Origin of the sequence: Flaviflagellibacter deserti (assembly GCF_042652085.1) — a bacterium.
GTDB lineage: Bacteria > Pseudomonadota > Alphaproteobacteria > Rhizobiales > Methylopilaceae > Flaviflagellibacter > Flaviflagellibacter deserti.
This window is the reverse complement of record NZ_JBHSJF010000010.1, coordinates 1-19,666: the sequence shown is the minus strand read 5'-3', so window position 1 is coordinate 19,666 and position 19,666 is coordinate 1. Positions and strand designations below refer to the sequence as shown.

The window sequence follows — 19,666 nt, the reverse complement described above, 5'->3', positions numbered from 1 at the left end:
CACCATCGCCGGGTTGGAGGCCCCCCATGCGTATTCCAATCCTTCTCGCGTTCCTCGCTCTTTCCTTCGCCGCCAATGCCCAGGAAGCGCCGCTTCCGACCGCCCCGGAACGACCGAGCGGAACCACAACGAAGCAGGCGGTCACCGCGAAGAAATGGATGGTCGCCGCTGCCAATCCGGTCGCTGCGGAAGCGGGTGCGACGGTCATCCGCGCCGGAGGAAATGCAGTGGATGCGCTGGTCGCAATCCAGATCACGCTCGGCCTCGTCGAACCACAATCCTCCGGTCTCGGCGGCGGCGCCTTCCTCGTCTACTGGGACGCCAACGAGAAGCGCCTGACGACCTTCGACGGTCGCGAGACCGCGCCGATGGAAGCGACGCCGACGCTCTTTCAGGATGCCGACGGCAAGCCGCTGAAATTCCTCGATGCGGTCATCGGCGGCCGTTCGGTCGGCACGCCCGGCACGCCTCGACTGCTTGAAACCGTGCATCGCCGCTACGGCGCACTGGCCTGGAGCCGGCTGTTCGAGGAGCCGATCAAGCTAGCGGAGGACGGGTTCGCGGTCTCGCCGCGCCTTTCATCGCTGATTGCTGCGGAAGGTGATGTCCTGAAACGCGATCCAACAGCGCGCGCCTATTTCTACGACACGACCGGCGCGCTGCTTCCGGTCGGCGCGACGCTGAAGAACCCGGCCTATGCCGAGACACTCCGCGCCATCGCCGATGGTGGCGCCGACGCTTTCTACGAGGGCGCGATCGCGGCGGACATCGTCGCCACCGTGCGGAATGCTCCCGGCAATCCCGGCGTCCTTTCGGCCGACGATCTCCGCAATTACCGGGTCAAGGAACGCGGAGCCGTCTGCGCGCCCTATCGCGAACGGGAAATCTGCGGGATGGGACCGCCGAGCTCCGGCGCGCTGACCATCGGCCAGATCCTCGGAATGCTCGAGGGCTTCGACCTGAAATCGATCGGATCGAACGCAACATCCTGGCAGCTGATCGCCGACGCGTCCCGCCTCGCCTTCGCCGACCGCGACCGCTACATGGCGGACCAGGATTTCGTGCCGATGCCGACCGCAGGCCTGTTGTCGAAGGAATACCTCGCCGAACGTGCCGGCCTGCTCGCTTCCGGCACCAAGCTCGCCGAGGTCAAGCCCGGCAATCCGAAATGGAGCCATGCCTCGCTCTGGTCGGACGACGAGGCGCTGGAGCTTCCCTCCACGAGCCACATCGTCGTCGTCGACCGCGCCGGCAACGTCGCCTCGATGACGACGACGATCGAGGCCGGCTTCGGCTCGCGTCTGATGGTGCGCGGTTTCCTGCTCAACAACGAGCTGACCGATTTCTCATTCAAGTCGCAGGCCGACGGCGTGCCGATCGCCAATCGCGTCGAGCCCGGCAAGCGCCCGCGCTCCTCGATGTCGCCGACCATCGTGCTGAAGGACGGCAAGCCCGAGCTTGCCTTGGGCTCTCCCGGCGGCAGCCAGATCATCGGCTATGTCGCGAAGGCGCTGATCGCCCATTACGACTGGGGCATGGACGTCCAGTCGGCGATCTCCCTGCCGAACGTGCTGAACCGTTTCGGCGTGATGGAGATCGAGAAGGGAACGCCCGCCGAGACCATGGCGGCGACGTTCCAGGCGATGGGCTACGAGGTGAAGATCGATGCCATGACGTCGGGTCTGCAAGCTATCGCGATCGGCCCGGAGGGGCTTACCGGCGCGGCTGACCCGCGCCGGGAAGGTGTGGCCATCGGGGAGTAGGTATTCCCCCGAACGCTCTCATTGCCGGGCTCGACCCGGCAATCCAGCCGACTTGGCGAGGCCGGTCTGGATGCCCGGGTCAGGCCCGAGCATGAGGGCAACAATTGTCGTCGTCCTCCGGTCAAGCCGGAGGACGACGACTCGGACTAGGCCGCCTGCATGCCGAGGAACTGCTGCAGCTCCGGCGTCCTCGGCGAGGCGAACACCTCGCCGGGCGGTCCGATCTCGTGGACGCGGCCCTGATGCATGAAGACGACGCGCGAGCAGACATCGCGGGCGAAGCGCATCTCGTGCGTCACCATCAGGAGCGTCATGCCCTCGGAGGCCAGCTCCTTCACCACCGCCAGCACTTCCTGAACCAGTTCCGGATCGAGCGCGGAGGTGATCTCGTCGCAAAGAAGCGCGATCGGCTCCATCGCCAGCGCGCGGGCGATCGCCACGCGCTGCTGCTGTCCGCCGGAGAGCTCGTCCGGATAGGCGTCGAATTTGTGCAGCAGGCCGACGCGGTCGAGCTGGCGGCGCGCCATCGCCTCGGCGGCGTCCTTCTTCACCTTCTTCACGACCATCTGCGACAGCATCACGTTCTTGCCGGCGGTCAGGTGCGGGAAGAGGTTGAAGCCCTGAAAGATCATGCCGACCTTCAGCCGCAGCGCCTTCAGGTGCAGGTCGTCCGGCAGAAGCTGCGCGCCGGCGACGGCGATCGTGCCGGCATTGATCGTCTCGAGGCCGTTGATGCAGCGCAGCAAAGTCGACTTGCCCGATCCGGACTTGCCGATGATCGCGATCACCTCGCCGGAATTGACGTCGATATTGATGCCCTTGAGAACCTCGTTCGAGCCGAAGCTCTTGCGCACCTCAGTGATTTCGATGAGCGACATTGAGCTTCCTTTCGAGAATCTGGCTTGATTTCGAGAGCGGCCAGCACAGCGCGAAATAGATGAGCGCGACGAAGCCGTAGACGGTGAAGGGCTGGAAGGTGGCGTTGGTCACCATGGTCCCGGCTTTCGAGAGTTCGACGAAGCCGATGATCGAGGTCAGCGCCGTGCCCTTGACCACCTGCACCGAGAAACCGACGGTCGGCGGCACGGCGATCTTGAGCGCCTGCGGCAGCACCACCCAGCGCATCTGCTGCATGTAGCCCATGCCCAGGCTGGACGAGGCCTCCCACTGCCCCTTGGCGATCGCCTCGACGCAGCCGCGCCAGATCTCGGCGAGGAAGGCCGCGGTCCAGAGGGTCAAGGCAAATCCCGCCGCGAGCCAGGCCGGCACATTGATACCGAACAGGCCGAGGCCGAAGAAGGCGAGGAACAGCTGCATCAGGAGCGGCGTGCCCTGGAAGACCTCGATATAGACCTTCGCCGCACGCCGCAGCCCGGCGAACTTGCCGATGCGGGCGAACAGGACGAGCAGGCCGACGATCCCACCGCCGATGAAGGAGACAAGCGACAGGACGACGGTCCAGCGCGCCGCCAGGAGTAGGTTGCTGACGATGTCCCACGTCGAGAACTGGATCATCGCGCGGCCCTCCTCGGGAAGAGAGTAAAGCCGACGCCGCGCAGCACCTGACGCAGCAGGATCGCAAGCAGGAGATAGATCGCGGTCGAAACAGCATAGGCCTCGAAGGCGCGGAAGTTTCGCGACTGGATGAAGTTCGCCGCAAAGGTCAGGTCTTCCGCCGCGATCTGCGATACCGCGGCCGAGCCGAGCATGACGATCACGATCTGCGACGAGAGCGCCGGCCAGATACGCTGGAGAGACGGGATCAGAACGACGTACCAGAACGTCTGGAAACGCGACATTCCGAGACTGGCGCCTGCTTCGAATTGCCCCTTCGGCGTCGCCTGGATACCGGCGCGGATGATTTCGCAGCTATAGGCGCCGAGATTGATGATCATCGCGAGATTCGCCGCCTGGAGCTCGCTCATCTGCACGCCGAGCGAAGGCAGGCCGAAGAACACGAAGAACAGCTGGATCAGGAACGGCGTGTTCCGGATCATCTCGACATAGGTGGCGACCACCGGCCGAAGCCATGCCGGGCCGAGCGCGCGAACCCAGGCGCAGGCGCCCCCGAGCGCGACACCGAACAGGGCGCCGATCGCGATCAGCTGCAGGGTGATGCCGACGCCCTTCAGCAGGACCGGCCAATATTCGGCAATCCAGCCGAATTCGAAGTGATAGCCCATCGTTTCCCCCCGCGCTTGAGACCCGACGGCGATGGTGCCGCCGGGCTCCGGTCAGAGGATCAGATGTCGGCCGGCAGGTCCGAACCGAGCCATTTCTGGGCAATCGCGTTCAGCTCGCCGCTTTTCTTGGCGTCGGCGATGATCGCGTTGAGCTTCTCCAGAAGCGCCGGCTCGTTCTTGTTGAGGCCGACGAAGCACGGCGAGTTCTTGATCAGGAACTTGATCTCCGGGCGCTTCGGCGGCTTGCGGGCGATGATCGCCGCAGCCACGACGTTACCCGTGGCAATTGCCTTCACCTGACCGGAGAGAAACGCCGAGATCGTGCCGTTGTTGTCCTCGTAGCGTTTGATGTCGGTGCCTTCCGGCGCGATCTTCGTCAGTTCAAGATCCTCGACCGCGCCGCGCGTCACGCCGACGGTCAGCCCCTTCAGGTCCTCCGCCTTCGCGACAGCCAAATCGGCCGGAGCGAAGACGCCGTTGAAGAACGGCGCATAGGCGGTGGAGAAGTCGATGACCTTCTCGCGATCCGGATTCTTGCCGAGGCTGGAGATGACGAGGTCGACCTTGTTGGTCTGCAGGTACGGAATGCGGTTGGCGCTGGTAACTGGCACGAGTTCTAGCTTCACGCCGAGCTTGGAGGCGATCAGCGCGGCCATGTCGACGTCGTAGCCGACGGGCTTCATGTCGGTGCCGACACTGCCGAAAGGCGGGAAGTCCTGCGGAACGGCGATGTTGATCGTGCCACGCTTGGTGATGTCGGCCAGCGCGTCCGCCTTCACGGTCGGCGCGTGGGCGAAGATGGCGGCCGCGGTCGCGGCGGCGATGAGGAAATGACGGCGGTTCATGGCGTGCTCCTTCACTTGATCTGGTTGATCGGCTTCCTGTGATCGGGCCCCGGTTCGTCCGGGACGGTTTTCGCTGAAGAGGGTTTTGCATCGCTCGTGCCGGGCACAAGGATGTCTCGTAGATCGGCGAGCGGATCGGTGCGCGCGGTGAGGTCGAGCCCGGCCTCGACGCGATCGAGATGCTCGGCCATCAGCTTCGCGGCGAGCGGCAGGTCGCCGGCTTCGAGCGCGTCGAGGATGATGCCGTGGTCGTCGCTCGATTCCTCGGCGGCGTCGCTCGACTGGTAGAGCATCGAGATCAGGGTCGTGCGGGCGGTCAGGTTCTGCAGGATCTCGGTCAAGACCGGATTGCCGAACGCCTCGGCCAGATGGACGTGGAAGTCGCCGAGCAGGCAGACCCGCGACGTCACGTCCGGCCCTTGGATGGCGGAATGCTCGGCCTCGACGTGCTCGCGGAGATGCTTGAGGGTCTCGGGCGGGATCTGGCCGATCGACAGCATCAGTCCCGTCTCGATGACCTTCCGCGCCTCATAGGCCGCATGCGCCTCGCCGGCCGACGGCTCGACGATGAACCAGCCGCGCCGGGCGCTGACCTGAACGATGCCCCTGGTCTGCAGCCGCATCAAAGCTTCGCGGACGAGCGTGCGCGAAACGCCGTAGAGACCGGCCAGAACGCTCTCGCCAAGTCGCGTGCCGGGCCTGAACCGCCCCGCCAGCACGGCTGCGATGATTGACGCCTCGATCTGATCCTGTTCGCTTGGCACGTCTTGTCCCGCAGTCTTGTATACGAGACAGGTAGGCAAGCACTGTGCCAAACGGGAAACCGTTGAAAATCAAGGAGTCAGACGGCGATGGTGAATTTGCCAAACGCCGAGAATCGCGTCACCTGCCCGTAAATTCATCACGGGACTTTTCTTGAGCAGCAGGGTCGTGGCAGGCTTGCCGCTTGCGCCGCTCGTGGCATCGCTCCTGCATAGGGAGCGGGTCATTCTTTCGAGGATCATCATGACACGCCGTTCGTTCGTCGCCTGCCTCTTCGCCGTCGTTGCGCTCTGCGCGATGGCCCTGTTCTCCGCCCCGCCGGCCTCGGCCAAGGACAAGCCGCTCAAGGTCGCCGCCGTCTACACCGTGCCGGTCGAGCAGCAATGGGTCAGCCGCATCCACATCGCGCTCAAGGCCGCCGAGGCGCGCGGCGACATCACCTACAAATTCTCCGAGAACGTCGCGAACACCGACTACGAGCGCGTGATGCGCGAATATGCCGAACAGGGTTCGGACCTGATTTTCGGCGAGGCCTTCGCCGTCGAGAAGGCGGCCCGCAAGGTCGCCGCCGACTATCCCAAGATCGCCTTCGTGCTGGGCTCGTCGTTCGGTCCGGAGAAGCCGAACCTCTCGGTGTTCGACAATTACATCCAGGAGCCCGCCTACCTTACCGGCATGGTCGCGGGCAAGCTGACGAAGTCGAACAAGATCGGCATGGTCGGCGGCTATCCGATCCCCGAGGTCAACCGGCTGATGAACGCCTTCATGGCCGGCGCCAAGGAGGTCAATCCGGACGTCAAGTTCTCGATCTCGTTCATCGGCTCCTGGTATGACCCGCCGAAGGCCAAGGAAGCGGCCTTCGCGATGATCGATCGTGGCGCGGACGTGATGTACGCCGAGCGCTTCGGCGTCTCCGACGCCGCCAAGGAGCGCGGCGTGAAGGCCATCGGCAACGTCATCGACACGTCCAAGGACTATCCCGGCACGGTCGTCGCCTCGGCACTGTGGCACATGGAGCCGACCGTCGACTACGCGATCAAGCAGGTGCTCGCCGACAAGTATCAGGCCGAGAACGTCGGCCCGATGAGCGAGATGAAGTCGGGCGGCGCAAGCCTCGCCCCGCTCGATCCGGCCGTCGTTCCGAAGGATGTCGCGGACCTCGTCATGGCAAAGGAAAAGGCCATCAAGGACGGTTCGTTCAAGGTCGCGGTCGACGACAAGGAACCGAAGCCGACCATGTAAGATACAAGGGGCCGCGTTCACGCGGCCCCTTCTTCATATGCCCGAGCTGCCCGCCCACAACCACGCTCCGTTCGCCCTCTCGATCGCGGGCGTGACAAAGCGCTTCGGCCCGCTGGTCGCGAACGACGCGATCAGCCTCGATCTTCGTCGCGGCGAGATTCTCGCCCTTCTCGGCGAGAACGGCGCCGGCAAGACCACATTGATGAGCGTGCTGTTCGGCCATTACCTCGCCGACGAGGGCGCAATCTTCGTCGCCGATGGAGAGGGATCGCTCGCCCCACTTCCTCCCGGCTCGCCGAAGGCCGCTCTCGCGGCCGGAATTGGCATGGTTCACCAGCATTTCACGCTGGCGGACAATCTCTCCGTTCTCGACAACATCACGCTCGGCACCGAGAGCCTCTGGCAGTTCTGGAAGAACGATCGCACCGCAATGGCGCGGCTGAAGGAATTGCAGCGGACATCCGGCCTTCATGTCGACCTCGATGCCCGAGTCGGCCGCCTGTCGGTCGGAGAGCGCCAGCGTGTCGAGATCCTGAAGGCGCTCTATCGTGGCGCGCGCATCCTGATCCTCGACGAACCGACCGCCGTGCTGACACCGCAGGAAAGCGATGCGCTGTTCGCGACGCTGAAGCGGCTGACCGCGACCGGCCTTTCGGTGATTTTCATCTCGCACAAGCTGAACGAGGTTCTGGCCGTGGCCGACCGCGTCGCGGTGCTGCGCGGCGGCAGGAAGGTCGCCGAGATCGACGCGAAGTCAGCCAATCGCGCGCTACTCGCCGAGACCATGGTCGGCACCGCCGTGCAGCCGAGCGTGCGCCGCGCGCACGAACCCGGCGCAACGATCATCGAACTGAAGGACGTCCGCGCTCCGGACCCGCGCGGCAGGCAGGCGCTGGAAAGCGCGAGCTTCGCGATCCGCGCGGGAGAAATCCTCGGTATCGCCGGCGTGGCCGGTAATGGCCAATCGGCCCTCGCGGCACTCGTCTGCGGTCTGGTTGCACCGACCGAGGGTTCGGTTTCCATCCAAGGCGAGACCGTCAGCCGTTTCTCGCCGCGCGATCTGATGCAATCCGGCATCGGCCGCATTCCCGAGGATCGCCATCATGACGGCGTCGTCGGGACGATGAAGCTCTGGGAGAACCTAGCACTGGAAGACATCCGCAGCAGCGAATGCCAGCAGGCGGGCCTTCTCCGCCGAGGGGCACTCAAGGATCGCGCACGCGCCGCCATCAAGACCTTCGACGTGCGAGGCGGCGGTCCGGAGACCGAGGCGCGGCTTCTCTCCGGCGGCAACATGCAGAAGGTCATCCTGGCCCGCGTGCTCGACCGCGAACCGCGCGTCATCCTCGCCAACCAGCCGACGCGCGGACTCGATGTCGGCGCGGTCTCCTTCGTCCATCAGCGCCTGCTCGACGCGCGGGCGAAGGGAGCCGCCATCCTGCTGATGTCCGAGGACCTCGACGAACTCCTCGCTTTGTCCGACCGCGTCGGGGTGATGTATCGCGGCACGCTCAGCACCATTCGGCCTGCGGGAGAGATGACCGTCCGCCGCCTCGGCCTGCTGATGGCCGGCCAGAACGCCGATCTCGGGGACGCCGCATGATCCGGCTGGAACCGCGCCAGGAATATTCATGGCTGATGGCGGTCGCGGCCCCGGTTGTCGCCGCCGTGGTTGCGCTCGCGCTCGCGGCGATTCCGCTTCTCGTCGCCGGGGCGCCGCTCGGAAAATCCTATGCCGCGATGTTCGGCGGCGCGCTCGGCTCGCAATTCGCGCTGGCCGAAACATTGACCCGGACGACACCGCTGATTCTCACCGGTCTCGCCGTCGCCGTTGCCTTCCGTGCCCGCCTCTGGAACATCGGCGCCGAGGGGCAGCTCTATGCCGGAGCGCTCGCCGCTGTCGTTCTCGGCTCGGGCGCGATCGACGCTCCGTCCTGGATACTGGTCCCGACGCTCCTCCTTGCGGGCGCCACGGCGGGCGCCTTGCTGATGGCGATCCCGACCGCGCTGAAACTCCGCTTCTCCGTCGATGAGGTCGTCACCAGCCTCCTGCTCAATTTCGTCGTCCTGCTGTTCGTCTCGATGATGCTCGAAGGCCCGCTGAAGGACCCGATGTCGCTCGGCTGGCCGCAGTCCGAGTCGATCGTGGACGCCGGCACCCTGCCCGCGCTCATCGCCCGCACCCGCGTCCATGCCGGCCTGATCATCGCTCTGGCGATGGCGGTCATCATGCAGGTGATCATGTCCCGGACCGTGTGGGGCTTCGAAATCCGTGCCGTCGGCAGCAATCCCTCGGCCGCCCGCTTCGCGGGCATGTCGACGACTACCGTGATGCTCCGCGTCGGCCTCGTCTCCGGCGCTCTGGCCGGCCTCGCGGGCGTCGGCGAGGTGGCCGGGCTCAAGGGCTATCTCACACACGATCTGTCGCCCGGCTTCGGCTATTCCGGCATCGTCGTCGCCATGCTCGCGGGTCTCCACCCGCTCGGCGTCGTGGCTTCGGCGTTCTTCGTCGCGGCCGTGTTCGTCGGCGCCGACAGCATGAGCCGCGCGGTCGGCGTGCCGAGCTATATCGCCAATCTCACGGTCGCGGTCGCGCTCCTTGCCGTGCTTGTAGGCGGCGTTCTCACCCGCTACCGCATCCGCCTCCAGAAGCCGGGGGCGCGGATTGTCTGAGCTGTTCGACATGCTGACCGCCGCGGCCTTCTGGGCCGCCGCTATCCGCATCGCAACGCCTTTGATCTTCGGCACGCTCGGCGAACTGATCTGCGAGCGCGCCGGCGTGCTCAATCTCGGCATCGAGGGCATCTTCACCGCAGGCGCAATGTCGGGCTGGATGACGGTCTATTTCGGCGGCGATCTCTGGCTAGGCGTCCTCGTCGCGGCGCTCGTCGGCGCCGGTTTCGGCCTGCTGCACGCGATCCTGACCGTACCGCTCGGCCTGTCCCAGCACGTCACGGGCCTCGGCATCACGCTGCTGGCGACCTCGGCCTCCTACTTCACCTACCGCATCGCCTTCCCGAACGTCTCCTCGCCACCGCGAATCGAGCCGTTCCAACCAATCTCGATTCCGGGACTGTCGGACATTCCCTTCATCGGCCCGGCACTGTTCCAGCAGACGCCGCTGACCTATTTCGCGGTCCTGCTCGTCGTCATGGTCGCCTATGTGATGGCAAGGACGCCACTCGGCCTCGCCATCCGCGCTTCGGGCGAGAACCCGGCCGCCGTCGATGCGCAGGGCCTCAGCGTCTATGGACTTCGCATCGGCGCGGTGATGGCCGGCTCGGCACTGATGGCGATCGGCGGCGCGTTCCTCACCCTATCCGCGTTCAACGCCTTCTTCTTCGAGATGATCGCCGGGCGCGGCTGGATCTGCATCGCGCTCGTCGTCTTCGCATCCTGGATGCCCGGCAAGGCGCTGCTCGGCGCGCTTCTGTTCGGCGCCTTCGATGCATTGCAAGTCCGGTTGCAGCAGACGGTCGGCGGCGCGATCCCCTACCAGATCTTCCTAATGCTGCCCTATCTCCTGTCGATCCTCGCACTCGTGATGATGTCCCGCCGCGCCGCCTATCCCAACGCGCTCATGATTCCCTTCATCAAAGGCCAGCGCTCGTGAACCCCGATCTCATTATCCGCAACGCTACGCTTCCCGATGGCCGCACAGGTCAGGACATCGCCGTCTCCGACGGGAAGATCGCCGAGATCCGTCCGGCAATCGAGGAGAAGGGCGCGCGGGAGATCGAAGTCCTGGGCCAGCTCGTCTCGCCGCCTTTCGTCGATGTCCATTTCCACATGGACGCGACCTTGTCGCTCGGCATTCCGCGCCTCAACCGTTCGGGCACGCTGCTCGAAGGCATCGCGCTTTGGGGCGAGCTGAAGCCGATCCTGACCGCCGAGGCCGTGGTCGAGCGGGCACTGCGTTATTGCGATCTCGCGGTCTCGCGCGGCCTCCTCGCCATCCGCTCGCATGTCGATGTCTGCGACGACCGGCTGACTGGCGTCGAGGCCCTGCTGGAGGTGAAGAAGAGGGTCGCGCCGTATCTCGACCTCCAACTTGTCGCCTTCCCGCAGGACGGGTTCTACCGCTCGCCGACCGCTGAGAAGAACCTCATCCGTGCGCTCGACATGGGCGTCGACGTCGTCGGCGGCATCCCACATTTCGAGCGCACCATGGCGGACGGTGCCGCCTCCGTCCGCGCGCTCTGCGAGATCGCCGAGAAGCGCGGGCTCCTCGTCGACATGCATTGCGACGAGACGGACGATCCGATGTCGCGCCACATCGAGACCCTCGCCTACGAGACGCAGCGCCTCGGCCTTCAAGGGCGGGTGACGGGCTCGCACCTCACCTCCATGCATTCCATGGACAATTACTACGTCTCGAAGCTCCTGCCGCTGATCGCGGAGGCCGGAGTCCACGCCGTCGCCAACCCGCTCATCAACATCCAGATTCAGGGTCGCCACGACACCTATCCGAAGCGCCGCGGCATGACGCGCGTGCCGGAGCTCCGCGCCCACGGCGTCAACGTCGCCTTCGGCCATGACTGCGTGATGGACCCCTGGTACTCCCTCGGTTCCGGAGACATGCTCGACGTCGCCCACATGGCGATCCACGTCGCCCAGATGACCAGCCGCGAGGCGATGAAGTTCTGCTTCGACGCCGTGACCGCGAGCTCGGCGAAGATCATGGGCCTCGAAGGCTACGGGCTGGAGCCGGGCTGCAATGCCGACATGGTCGTGCTGCAGGCGACGGACCCGATCGAGGCGATCCGCCTGAAGGCGAACCGCCTGTTCGTGATCCGCCGCGGCAAGGTGATCGCCGAGACGCCGGCGGTCGAGACGAGATTGACTCTGGACGGGCGGCCGGGCCTGGTGAATGGCGCAGCCTATGGGCCGATGGAGGCGAACTGACCTCATGGTGAGCCGCGAGCGCAGCTCGCGTGTCGAACCATAAGCCGCAAACTCCGAGTTTGCGGCAATCCTTCGAAACGGCCCTTCCGGCCGGCTCAGGATGAGGACGTTACTTCGTCCCGAACAGCCTATCGCCCGCATCGCCGAGACCTGGGCGGATATAGCCGTGGCTGTCGAGCTGCCGGTCGATCGCGGCCGTGTAGACCGTCACGTCCGGATGTGTTTCCGCGACCACCGCGAGCCCCTCCGGCGCGGCCAGCAGGCAGACGAACCTGATCTTCTTCGCGCCCGCCTGCTTCAGCCGCCCGATCGCAGCCGCCGCCGAATGGCCGGTCGCCAGCATGGGATCGACGACCACCGTCAGGCGCTCGCCGAGATCATCCGGAACCTTGATGTAGTATTCGACCGGAACGAGCGTCTCGGGGTCGCGGTAGAGGCCGACATGGCCGACACGCGCCGACGGCACGAGATCGAGCATGCCGTCCAAAATGCCGTTGCCCGCGCGGAGAATGGAGACGAAGCAGAGCTTCTTTCCGGCAAGGATCGGCGCCGTCATCGGCTCGAGCGGCGTCTCGATTTCGATCGTCTCGAGCGGCAAATCGCGCGTGACCTCATAGGCGAGGAGGAGCGACACCTCCGAGACGAGCCGCCTGAAATCCGTCGTCGGCTGGTCCTTCCGCCGCATCAAGGTCAGCTTGTGCTGCACCAAAGGATGATCGACGACGATCACATTGCCCGTTCCGGCCATTCCCCATTCCCCCAGGTCAAAACACCGTTCCGTCGCTCAGGACCTGCAAAGGCGGACCGCCGCCCTCGCGCTTTTCCCTCGCGATCTTGCGCCCCGCCGCCCAGGTGCCGCCCTCCAGCACCCGCGCCAGCGGCATCTCGGCCGCGCTCTTGCCGAGCCTTGCACGAACCGGATCCGCGATCCGGTCGAGCAATGCCAGGGTCAGGGCGCGCCATTCCACCACCGCCTCATGATCGACCGGCAACGCGGTTTCCGCCAGTTTTGGATCACGCAACTCCAGCACGCCGAGATCGAGGAAGAGGCCGCCATTGCGGTATTCCGGCAGGCCGGTCAGGTCGTCGAGGCCCGTCACCGGGATACCGGCATCCTCGAATATCTCGACCAGCGAATAGCTCAGCCATTGCGAAAGTTTGTGGAACGGTACGAGCCCGTTCGTGGCGTCGTCAGCAACGATGCCCGAATGCCTCCAGACATCGCCGAGGTTCTCGTTGCCGAGCGCGATCCGCGACGGCCAGATCGGACCGAAGCCGGCGATCACCGCGGCAAGGATGGTGCGGGCCGGCAGTTCGCCGTCGACGGTCTTGCCCTTGAGCGCGTCGTAGAGCGAGCCGATCCTCGGCTCGTCATCGCCAAAGAGGTCCGGGCGTGAGCGCAAGGCCGCGCCAAGCGCACGCATGAGGTTTGCGCGGCCCTCGACGCCGACCAGAGGATTGGTCGGTTCAACCTGGAAACACGCCGCGATGTCCGAGGCCGATACTCTCTCCAATCCCGACGCATCGGCCCGTAGAGGGCGCTCCGGATCGGCGGAGAACGCTCCGGCTCGGAACGCATGCAGACTCGCGACCGCAAGTCCCTCCGAGCGGCCGATCGAGAGATGGGTGCCCGGCTCCTCGAACATCCAGTCGGGACCGGCGCCGGCGTCGAGCAGCACGCTCGGGACGCAGAGATCGAACCTGATGCGGGCAATCGCATCGGCGTCGAGCTCGCCGAGATCCGCAGCAAGCGCCGCCCAGCGGTCCACTCCCCCGGCCGCGAAATGCCGCCAGCGCGCGTGATAGGGAATGTCGAGATCGGGATAGTTCGAGCGGATGACCTCGGCGACATAGTCTGCCGCCGACTCCAGCCGCTCCAGATGCAAGGCGAAGTGTTTGAGCCGTCCCTGTCCGGCAAGCGCGAGCAGAGCGTGGCAGCGCTCGCGGATCGCCTCCGGCGTGCGGAGCCAGCGGACAGCCGCTTCGGTGTCTTCCTTGATCGCTACCGTCACGCGTCGAGCCCGCGGCCTTTCGCGATGCCGAGTTCCGCGCTGTCCGGAACCTGGTCGGTGAAGTAGCCGGCCGCCTTCTTGGCGTCCATCTCCACCCGCGCATCGGCAGGGATCAGTTCGTCGGGAATCGGAATGCGTTCGACGACCTCGATGCCGCTCGCGACGATCGGCGCGTATTTCATGTTGCTCATCGAGACGAGACGGTCGATCCGGCTGATGCCGAGCCAGTGCAGCACGTCCGGCATCAACTCCTGGAAGCGCATGTCCTGCACGCCTGCGACGCATTCGGTCCGCTGGAAATAGGCGTCCGCGCGGTCGCCGCCCTCCTGCCGCTTGCGGGCGTTGTAGACGAGGAACTTGGTCACCTCGCCGAGCGCGCGGCCTTCCTTGCGGTTATAGACAACCGCGCCGACGCCGCCCTCCTGGGCCGTCTGTACGCACACTTCGACACCATGCGCGAGATAGGGCCTGCAGGTGCAGATGTCCGAGCCGAATACGTCGGAGCCGTTGCATTCGTCGTGCACGCGGCAGGCGATGATCGTCTCCTTGCGTCCGAGCTTCCTCGGGTCGCCGAACAGATAGACCGTGGTCCCGCCGATCGGCGGCAGGAATATCTTGAGATCGGGCCGGGTCACGAGTTCGGGGAACATGCCGCCGGTGTGCTCGAAGAGATGGCGGCGAAGCTCGGTCTCGCGAATGCCGAAGCGGCGCGCGACGCCTTCGAGCTGCCATACCGGTTCGATGGCGATCTTGGTGACGCGGATATCGCCGTTGGGAGCGAGGATCTCGCCGTCCGCCTTCAGCCGCCCGGCCCGTATCGCATCGCCGATCTCGGGCATGTTGATATGCGCCTTCGTCACCGCTATCGACGGTCGGACGTCGGCGCCCGCCGCGATGTCTTCGGCGAAGCCGCCGGGAACGTGTCCCCAGGGATCGAGCGAGACGATCTTGCCGCCATCCGCCCATTGCGGGAACGGGCCGATCGGTTCGGCCGGGGCGGTGTTCGTCAGGTCGGGCTTATGGTCGGCGTCGAGCTGGCCGGCCGCGACCGCCAAAGCGCGATAGAGCGAATACGATCCCGAATGAGCGCCGATGGCATTGCGGCCTGCGGAGCGCGGCGTCGCGATGACGGGGCCGCGGCTCTTCTGGTCACCCGCGCCCCAGAGAACTGGTCGCGGCGCGCTGCTCGAATTTCCGGGATGTGAGGTGAGGACGATCGGCTGAGGAATCTGCCGGTCGTTGCCGCGTGTCGGAAGGTCCTGGTCCATACACACTACTCGCGCCGGCAGGAGGGTCCGCCGGATCAAGCAATTAAGTGTACATGAGCGTGAAAGAACCGCAACGGAGGGTCAGCCATGCGTCCCGGGCGGTCATTTCCCAGCCAAACCAGCCTTAAATGTAAACAGCTGATGAATATGTTTCGAGCCAAGAAACATATTCCGTGGTCCGATGACACACGCTCGCAATAGTCGAAGGCTAAAAAGCCCTCGCTTCAGACGAGCTCCATTGTGATTCGAGTGCTGTCCAGCTTCACGCAGGCCAGCAGGAGGATCACTCACCACCTTCAATAGCCAATCACGGAAAGGAGAACACCATGGCGCACGTCTCTATGCAGTCCGGTCTCTCCGCGACGACCGAAACCTCCTCGCTGCGCGACCTTCTGGTCAAAATGCAGACGGTATGGTCCGCCGTGGCCAATCGCTATGTCGCGGGCGGAATGCTCTCACATCTCGACGACCGCATGCTGTCGGATATCGGCATCAGCCGTGGCGATGTCGAAAGCGCGTTCGCGGAACCTGTGTGGCGCGATCCGACGACCCGGCTTGCCCTGCTTGCGACCGAACGCCGTACAGGCTCGCGTGAGCTGAATACGGAAACGCTCGACGCGGCAGCGTGATCTCAAGGACGAGCCCCGCGGCTCGTCCTTTTCATTTCAGCCCAGCATGTCGCGAACGAGCGGCATGACCTTCTCTCCGTAAAGCTCGATACAGCGCATCGCCTTCTCATGCGGCAGCGTGCCCGCGCTGTACTTCATGTCGAACCGCGACACGCCGAGCGCCTTCACCGTTCCCGCGATCTTCCGCGCCACCGTTTCCGGCGAACCGACATAGAGCGAGCCGTGATCGGCTTCCTGGTCGAATTCGGAGCGCCCCATCGGCGGCCAGCCGCGCTCAGCGCCGATCCTGTCGCGCATCACCTTGTAGTCTGGCCAAAGCTCCTCGCGCGCCTGCTCGTCGGTGTCCGCGACGTAACCCGGCGAATGCACGCCGATCGGCGGAAGCGGACGGTCGAGCTGCTCGAACGCGCGGCGGTAGAGATCGACATAGGGGGCGAAACGCTTCGGATCGCCGCCGATGATCGCGAGCATCAAAGGCAGGTTGTAGCTGGCTGCGCGGACGACCGATTGCGGGCTGCCGCCGACGCCGATCCAGGTCTTCAGCTCACCGCCTTCGACCGTCGGAAAGACCCGCTGATTGTTCAGCCCGGCGCGCGTCGTGCCGCTCCAGGTGACGGCTTCGTCGCGCAAGAGATGCACGAACAGGTCGAGCTTCTCCTCGAATAGCGTCTGGTACTGGTCGAGGTCATAGCCGAACAGCGGGAAGGATTCGGTGAAGGAACCGCGGCCGAGGATCACCTCGGCACGGCCGTTCGAGACTGCGTTCAGCGTCGAGAAGCGCTGGAACACGCGCACCGGATCGTCCGAGCTCAGCACAGTCACCGCCGAACCGAGCCTGATACGCTCCGTCCGGCCAGCGATCGCGGCAAGGACCATTTCGGGAGAGGACACGGCGAAGTCGGCGCGGTGATGTTCGCCAACGCCGATGAAATCGACGCCGAGCCTGTCGGCCAGTACCGCCTCGTCGACGAGGTTGCGGATCACCTGCGCGTGGGGCAGCGGCTTGCCGTCGGCTCCTCTCGTCACGTCGCCGAACGTGTCGAGCCCAAGTTCAATCGCCGATGTCATGAATTCCTCTGGTCAATCGCGGCGAATGCCGCAATCCGCCATATGGTAAGGCCTTACCGCGTGCGGAACCGCCTGCGAACTGCCTGGACGCCAAGCTTCGATGGCATTCCTGCAATTTGATAGGCATTCCCTATCATCGCATCTGGTGGCGGAAATAACCTCCTAACCAAATCGCGCATCGCCCCGGCCGACAACCGAGGATCAGCGGCAAGACTGCGTGTACGACAAGAAAGGCAGCTTCGGCCAGTAAGCTTCCACGGTCCGGCCACTTCGTGCGGCCGGACGTAATCTGTTGACCAAGCGCTTTGCTTCGCGCTCGCCCTCCCAATCTATTGATGTACGATATTCCCGAGCGGGATTCGGCCACACCCGCGGGCGTGAGGGTGGAGTGATCGTTCACGGCACACATGACGGATGGCTCGTCGCGTTGTCTGTCCTTGTCGCGATCGCCGCGTCCTACACCGCGCTCGACCTTGCCTCACGCATCCAAAATTCTATCGGCCGCACCCGTCTATCGTGGCTCGTTACGGCCGCGATCGCCATGGGCGGCGGTATCTGGGCGATGCATTTCATCGCCATGCTCGCTTTCGGCATGCCGATGCGGGTCAGCTACGATGTCGGGCTGACGATCGTTTCCCTTCTTTTGCCGATCCTCGTCACAGGCTTCGGCTTTTTCATCGTTTCGCAGCGCCCGGGCAGCCTTTTTGCGCTGCTGGGCAGCGGTCTCGTCATGGGGATCGGCATCGTCCTCATGCACTATATGGGCATGGCGGCGATGCGGATGCCGGCGGCCCTCAGTTATGACCGTTTCTGGGTGGCAGTCTCGGTCCTGATCGCCATCGGCGCCGCAACCGTCGCGCTTTGGCTCGCCGGGCGCGATACGTCGCACAAAGTTCGGGCCATCGCTGCGGTCGTCATGGGCTTTGCCATCTCCGGCATGCACTACACGGCGATGGTCGCGGCCACCTTCACCGGCCAACACACGGTGGATCGAGGCCATGGCGCCGCGAGCATCGACCAGACAGTCCTGGCGCTCGGCCTCGCGGCCCTGACCTTTTTCATTCTCTTCCTTGCCTGGGCAGCGGCTCTGTTCGACCGGCGCTTCGCCGCGATCGCAGTGCGCGAAGCACTGGCCGGCGAGGAGCGTTTCCGGAATCTCTACAAACGCACCCCTCTGCCTCTCTTCAGTCTCAATGCGTCCGGCCTGATCGACCATGTCAGCGAGGCGTCGGAGCATCTGCTCGGATATGAACGCCAGGATATCATGGGCCAAAAGCTCGATCGGTTCATGACGCCGGAATCGGCGGAGACCTATCGGAGCGAGGACTGGCCGCGACTGATGGCGGGTCACGACCTGAACGATGTCAACCGCCACATCATGACGAAGACCGGCTCGATCCTCGATGCCTGCGTCTCGATCAAGGCGGAGCGCGACGCTTGCGGCCAGTTCCTGCGCGGACTTGGCGGCATCATCGATATGACCGAACGCCGCCGCACCGAAGCCGCGCTCGTCCAGGCACAAAAGATGGAAGTCGTCGGCCAGCTCACCGGGGGCGTCGCTCACGACTTCAACAATTTGCTGATGGCGATCACCGGCAATCTGGAACTAGCGACCAAGCGCACTGACGACGATACGGTCGCGAGATATCTCGATCGCGCCCAGAAGGCCGCCTTCCGCGGCGCCAAACTGACCCAGCAGCTGCTCGCCTTTTCCCGCCGCCAGCGGCTGACGGCCGAGACCGTCGACGTCAACACGCTGATCGAGAACACGCTCGGCCTGATGAATGCGACGCTCGGCGGGATGGTTCGGGTTCAGGCCTCGCTGGCGCCCAATCTCTGGCCCGCGCTGGCCGATCCGACACAGCTCGACCTCATCGTCCTCAATCTGGCGATCAATGCGCGCGACGCGATGCCGGACGGCGGCATCATCACTGTACGTACATCGAACGTCACCGTTCCCGTGCGCGCCAGCGCGACGGAGGCACCGCCACCGGGAGAGCACGTCATGGTCGCGGTGTCGGACACCGGCACCGGCATGTCGCCGGAGGTTCTCGGCCGCGTGTTCGAGCCGTTCTTCACGACAAAGGATGTCGGCAAGGGTTCAGGCCTCGGCCTGCCGCAGGTGCTGGGCCTCGCCAAACAACTGGGAGGCGGCATCGAGATCGACACCGCCCCGGGAAAGGGAACCGAGGTCCGCGTCTATTTCCCACGAGCGAAGGATATCCATGACGCCAAGACCGGCCCGACCGTCGAAGCCCCCGATCTGGACGTCGCGCTCCGGGTGCTCCTCGTCGATGACGACGAACCGGTCCGGCAGGCGACGGCGGCGATGCTGCTCGATATGGGCTGCGAGGTCGTCGAGGCCGTGGACGGGCTCGGCGCGATCGAGATTGCCGAAGCGGATCGTCCCGACGTCGTGCTGATGGACGAAGCCATGCCCGGCCTGACAGGCAGCGAAGCCGCTGCGCGGCTGCGCACGACCTACCCTGACCTCCGCATCATCCTCATCAGCGGCTTCGCGTCGAGTTGGCAGACGCCCGACAAGCTCGGCCTGCCACGCCTGCAGAAGCCCTTTGCCGGCGAGGAACTGAAAGCGGTGCTGGCCGGCCAGTCGCCTGGTCTCGGAGAAACGACCGCCGCCTAAATCGCGGCGCGCGGGTCGCGCCGGGCGAGCCGGCCCAGCAGGTAGTCGACCTCGGCCCGGGCGGCGGCGTTCAGCGGCGGGCCGGGCTTACGCTGCGCGTCCGAGGTGATCACGCCGCGCCGCCACAGCAGATATTTCCGCACCGCCAGACCGACCCCCTGCTGCTGCTCGTAGCGGATCAGCGGCAGATGCGCGTCGAACAGATCATGCGCCGCATCGCGCTTGCCGGCGCGATGGAGCTCGATCAGCTCGACCAGCATGTCGGGGAAGGCATAGCCGGTCATCGCGCCGTCGGCGCCGCGCTCGGGCTCGAAATCGAGGAACAGGCCGCCATTGCCGCACAGG

18 protein-coding genes are annotated in these 19,666 nt (G+C 65.2%); 8 read left to right on the top strand and 10 right to left on the bottom strand.

Features of this window, described 5'->3' with window-relative positions; all coding sequences use genetic code 11:
• The first annotated feature begins 26 nt into the window (after positions 1-26).
• The gene (gene ggt / locus ACFPFW_RS18395) at positions 27-1,763 is read left to right on the top strand and encodes a gamma-glutamyltransferase (RefSeq protein WP_114958643.1); all 1,737 of its coding nucleotides are present in this window, start codon (positions 27-29) and stop codon (positions 1,761-1,763) included.
• Positions 1,764-1,909: 146 nt separating this feature from the next.
• Here ggt and ACFPFW_RS18390 read toward each other — a convergent pair whose 3' ends face one another.
• Genes ACFPFW_RS18390 through ACFPFW_RS18370 form a run of 5 tightly spaced genes read right to left on the bottom strand, consistent with a single transcriptional unit; the run spans position 1,910 to position 5,555 of the window.
• Positions 1,910-2,641: an amino acid ABC transporter ATP-binding protein gene (locus ACFPFW_RS18390; protein ID WP_114958644.1), complete on the bottom strand. Its 732-nt coding sequence runs from the start codon at positions 2,639-2,641 to the stop codon at positions 1,910-1,912.
• Positions 2,619-3,278, bottom strand: coding sequence for an amino acid ABC transporter permease (locus ACFPFW_RS18385; protein WP_114958645.1), 660 nt, complete (start codon positions 3,276-3,278; stop codon positions 2,619-2,621). Before ACFPFW_RS18385 ends, ACFPFW_RS18390 begins: the two co-directional genes overlap by 23 nt.
• A complete protein-coding gene (locus tag ACFPFW_RS18380) occupies positions 3,275-3,946 on the bottom strand; it encodes an amino acid ABC transporter permease (RefSeq protein WP_114958646.1) in 672 nt (223 codons plus the stop codon). The genes ACFPFW_RS18385 and ACFPFW_RS18380 overlap by 4 nt, the downstream gene beginning before the upstream one ends.
• A gap of 59 nt (positions 3,947-4,005) precedes the next feature.
• Complete coding sequence (locus ACFPFW_RS18375; protein ID WP_114958647.1) at positions 4,006-4,791, bottom strand: transporter substrate-binding domain-containing protein; 786 nt, start codon at positions 4,789-4,791, stop codon at positions 4,006-4,008.
• A gap of 11 nt (positions 4,792-4,802) precedes the next feature.
• Positions 4,803-5,555, bottom strand: a complete 753-nt coding sequence (locus tag ACFPFW_RS18370) for a GntR family transcriptional regulator (RefSeq protein ID WP_114958648.1) — start codon at positions 5,553-5,555, stop codon at positions 4,803-4,805.
• Positions 5,556-5,850: 295 nt separating this feature from the next.
• On the opposite strand from ACFPFW_RS18370, the gene ACFPFW_RS18365 reads away from it, so the two are divergent.
• From ACFPFW_RS18365 to ACFPFW_RS18345, 5 genes are read left to right on the top strand one after another with little or no spacing between them, the layout of a single operon-like run.
• Positions 5,851-6,795 (top strand): BMP family protein, encoded by a 945-nt coding sequence (locus ACFPFW_RS18365; protein WP_379771821.1) that lies wholly within the window; start codon positions 5,851-5,853, stop codon positions 6,793-6,795.
• 37 nt (positions 6,796-6,832) lie between these two features.
• Positions 6,833-8,398 (top strand): ABC transporter ATP-binding protein, encoded by a 1,566-nt coding sequence (locus ACFPFW_RS18360; protein WP_114958649.1) that lies wholly within the window; start codon positions 6,833-6,835, stop codon positions 8,396-8,398.
• Complete coding sequence (locus tag ACFPFW_RS18355) at positions 8,395-9,468, top strand: ABC transporter permease (RefSeq protein WP_114958650.1); 1,074 nt, start codon at positions 8,395-8,397, stop codon at positions 9,466-9,468. Before ACFPFW_RS18360 ends, ACFPFW_RS18355 begins: the two co-directional genes overlap by 4 nt.
• 10 nt (positions 9,469-9,478) lie before the next feature.
• Positions 9,479-10,408, top strand: a complete 930-nt coding sequence (locus ACFPFW_RS18350; protein ID WP_114958651.1) for an ABC transporter permease — start codon at positions 9,479-9,481, stop codon at positions 10,406-10,408.
• Positions 10,405-11,700 (top strand): amidohydrolase family protein, encoded by a 1,296-nt coding sequence (locus ACFPFW_RS18345; RefSeq protein ID WP_114958652.1) that lies wholly within the window; start codon positions 10,405-10,407, stop codon positions 11,698-11,700. Before ACFPFW_RS18350 ends, ACFPFW_RS18345 begins: the two co-directional genes overlap by 4 nt.
• A 109-nt stretch (positions 11,701-11,809) precedes the next feature.
• Here the strand turns inward: ACFPFW_RS18345 and upp are convergent, their stop codons facing one another.
• The 3 genes from upp to ACFPFW_RS18330 are packed head-to-tail and all read right to left on the bottom strand — an operon-like array spanning position 11,810 to position 14,980.
• Entirely contained in the window at positions 11,810-12,448 is a 639-nt protein-coding gene (gene upp, locus ACFPFW_RS18340; protein WP_114958653.1) for a uracil phosphoribosyltransferase, read from the bottom strand.
• Positions 12,449-12,464: 16 nt separating this feature from the next.
• On the bottom strand, positions 12,465-13,712 hold the full coding sequence (locus ACFPFW_RS18335) for a URC4/urg3 family protein (protein WP_114958654.1): 1,248 nt from the start codon (positions 13,710-13,712) through the stop codon (positions 12,465-12,467).
• A complete protein-coding gene (locus ACFPFW_RS18330; protein WP_114958655.1) occupies positions 13,709-14,980 on the bottom strand; it encodes a GTP cyclohydrolase II in 1,272 nt (423 codons plus the stop codon). The genes ACFPFW_RS18335 and ACFPFW_RS18330 overlap by 4 nt, the downstream gene beginning before the upstream one ends.
• A 326-nt stretch (positions 14,981-15,306) precedes the next feature.
• Between ACFPFW_RS18330 and ACFPFW_RS18325 the strand changes: the two genes are divergently transcribed.
• A complete protein-coding gene (locus tag ACFPFW_RS18325) occupies positions 15,307-15,609 on the top strand; it encodes a DUF1127 domain-containing protein (RefSeq protein ID WP_114958656.1) in 303 nt (100 codons plus the stop codon).
• A gap of 36 nt (positions 15,610-15,645) precedes the next feature.
• Here ACFPFW_RS18325 and ACFPFW_RS18320 read toward each other — a convergent pair whose 3' ends face one another.
• A complete protein-coding gene (locus tag ACFPFW_RS18320; RefSeq protein WP_114958657.1) occupies positions 15,646-16,677 on the bottom strand; it encodes an LLM class flavin-dependent oxidoreductase in 1,032 nt (343 codons plus the stop codon).
• Positions 16,678-17,065: 388 nt separating this feature from the next.
• Here ACFPFW_RS18320 and ACFPFW_RS18315 point away from each other — a divergent pair, with 388 nt between their 5' ends.
• Positions 17,066-19,321, top strand: a complete 2,256-nt coding sequence (locus ACFPFW_RS18315; protein WP_114958658.1) for an MHYT domain-containing protein — start codon at positions 17,066-17,068, stop codon at positions 19,319-19,321.
• Here the strand turns inward: ACFPFW_RS18315 and ACFPFW_RS18310 are convergent.
• The coding region (locus ACFPFW_RS18310) for a dihydrodipicolinate synthase family protein (protein WP_379771802.1) at positions 19,318-19,666 on the bottom strand (349 nt) is incomplete at its 5' end. The two genes, ACFPFW_RS18315 and ACFPFW_RS18310, sit on opposite strands and share 4 nt — an antisense overlap.

What these genes read in the sequence shown, in the direction of transcription:
- ggt (WP_114958643.1), top strand. Translation starts at nt 27, where the DNA reads ATGCGTATTCCAATCCTTCTCGCGTTCCTCGCTCTTTCCTTCGCCGCC.
- ACFPFW_RS18390 (WP_114958644.1), bottom strand. Translation starts at nt 2,641, where the DNA reads ATGTCGCTCATCGAAATCACTGAGGTGCGCAAGAGCTTCGGCTCGAAC.
- ACFPFW_RS18385 (WP_114958645.1), bottom strand. Translation starts at nt 3,278, where the DNA reads ATGATCCAGTTCTCGACGTGGGACATCGTCAGCAACCTACTCCTGGCG.
- ACFPFW_RS18380 (WP_114958646.1), bottom strand. Translation starts at nt 3,946, where the DNA reads ATGGGCTATCACTTCGAATTCGGCTGGATTGCCGAATATTGGCCGGTC.
- ACFPFW_RS18375 (WP_114958647.1), bottom strand. Translation starts at nt 4,791, where the DNA reads ATGAACCGCCGTCATTTCCTCATCGCCGCCGCGACCGCGGCCGCCATC.
- ACFPFW_RS18365 (WP_379771821.1), top strand. Translation starts at nt 5,851, where the DNA reads ATGGCCCTGTTCTCCGCCCCGCCGGCCTCGGCCAAGGACAAGCCGCTC.
- ACFPFW_RS18360 (WP_114958649.1), top strand. Translation starts at nt 6,833, where the DNA reads ATGCCCGAGCTGCCCGCCCACAACCACGCTCCGTTCGCCCTCTCGATC.
- ACFPFW_RS18355 (WP_114958650.1), top strand. Translation starts at nt 8,395, where the DNA reads ATGATCCGGCTGGAACCGCGCCAGGAATATTCATGGCTGATGGCGGTC.
- ACFPFW_RS18350 (WP_114958651.1), top strand. Translation starts at nt 9,479, where the DNA reads ATGCTGACCGCCGCGGCCTTCTGGGCCGCCGCTATCCGCATCGCAACG.
- upp (WP_114958653.1), bottom strand. Translation starts at nt 12,448, where the DNA reads ATGGCCGGAACGGGCAATGTGATCGTCGTCGATCATCCTTTGGTGCAG.
- ACFPFW_RS18330 (WP_114958655.1), bottom strand. Translation starts at nt 14,980, where the DNA reads ATGGACCAGGACCTTCCGACACGCGGCAACGACCGGCAGATTCCTCAG.
- ACFPFW_RS18325 (WP_114958656.1), top strand. Translation starts at nt 15,307, where the DNA reads ATGGCGCACGTCTCTATGCAGTCCGGTCTCTCCGCGACGACCGAAACC.
- ACFPFW_RS18320 (WP_114958657.1), bottom strand. Translation starts at nt 16,677, where the DNA reads ATGACATCGGCGATTGAACTTGGGCTCGACACGTTCGGCGACGTGACG.